2 protein-coding genes are annotated in these 1488 nt (G+C 40.9%); both read left to right on the forward strand.

Going from position 1 to position 1488, the window contains the following annotated elements:
- The first annotated feature begins 428 nt into the window (after window positions 1–428).
- Window positions 429–1100, forward strand: a complete 672-nt coding sequence (locus tag Q3W56_RS20505; protein WP_302896696.1) for a vWA domain-containing protein — start codon at window positions 429–431, stop codon at window positions 1098–1100.
- An 83-nt stretch (window positions 1101–1183) separates the two neighbouring features.
- Window positions 1184–1345, forward strand: a complete 162-nt coding sequence (locus Q3W56_RS20510) for a hypothetical protein (protein WP_019716020.1) — start codon at window positions 1184–1186, stop codon at window positions 1343–1345.
- Window positions 1346–1488 lie beyond the last annotated feature (143 nt).

Raw genomic sequence — 1488 nt, forward strand, 5'->3', positions numbered from 1 at the left:
TGTTCACGCTGATCTTTTGAGTGTTTGGACAACATGGTAAAACCTCCAAAATCTAGATTCACTCATATTTTAACAAAAAAAGCGTGTCGATGAAGCCACTTATTGTGACTTTGTCGACACGCTGAGAGGCTGATAGTGATCAGCCTCTTTTTTGTAAGTAACATAATGTTCAAAAGCAACCAAATAACAGCCTGTAGCATAGTAGCATATATCCGTTTTTTCGTGATGATCAAGGCGAAAAAAGGATGAATGATGTCACAAACTGTATGTGCTTTCTGGGTGAAAAAGGCTAAATAACATCGGTATTTCTAGCGATTTTGAACAGAAAGTGAAAGCGGCACAAAAGGCTGCTTGCCCTATATCTTTTTGCATGTTCATATTCTAGCATAAAGAAGAATCCAAAATTTGATAAAGAAAGGAAGAAAAACATGAAAAAATTGCTGGCTGCCGGTATCATTGGATTGCTGACTGTCTCCTTTGCGTCCCCGTCTTTTGCCGCTGAGAACCATGACACAAATGTAGCTGTGTTGTTTGATGGAAGCGGAAGTATGATTCAAAAGACAGGGGAAGAGCGCAAAATAGACATTGCCAAAAAATCAGTAAAGTCTTTTGCCGAACTGCTTCCGAAGGATACAAATCTCATGCTTCGCGTTTTCGGACATGCCGGAAATAATAAATTGTCCGGCAAAGCTCTATCATGCAGCACGACGGAAACCATTTACGGCCTTCATCCATATGAAGGATCGCTGTTTGACGATTCATTGAGTAAGATCAAACCGACTGGCTGGACACCGATTGCCAAAGCACTTTCCGATACAAGAAAAGAATTTGAAGCATTTGACGCTGACGGAAAAAACGTGGTGTATTTAATCACTGATGGTGAAGAAACGTGCGGTGGAGACCCTGCAGCGGAAGTTGAGAAGCTTCGTGAATCGAATGTAGATACCATTGTAAACATTATTGGCTTCAACTTTGATATCAAAGGGAACGAAGAAATGAAACAAGCGGCTGTTGCTGGCGGCGGAGAATATATTTCAGCAAACAGTGCAGATGAGTTCGAACAGGCTTGGGAAAAAGAAGCAGAAAAATTTTCTGAGTAAAGGTTAGGCGCCCCCCAGGCGCCTATTTAATTGGTTTAAAAACAGACTGGGCGGGAATGATACCCTTAAAAGGGGTTGAACATATGAGATTATTAGGAATAATTTTTCTTATTGCCGCCGTGGCATTTATATTGCTCGGTGTTTTTCTAAAACTGGCAGCCTTCTTTTTTGTCAGCATACTCACATTGATCGCAGCTATTGTGCTGTTTACGATCCTGAAAAAGAATCAGCATAATCGAACCTAGAGCCCTTTATATAAAGGGCTCAGCTTGTAGAGAAAACGATGTTTTTCTACAAGCTTTTTTTGTCTTACGCTGTTTTTTTGGATATTCAGCTGATTTCAAAAACAGAAAAAGAGCTCCCGCATACCTAGCTCCGCTTGGCTAGG

Origin of the sequence: Bacillus sp. C28GYM-DRY-1 (assembly GCF_030519405.1) — a bacterium.
GTDB lineage: Bacteria > Bacillota > Bacilli > Bacillales > Bacillaceae > Bacillus > Bacillus spizizenii_A.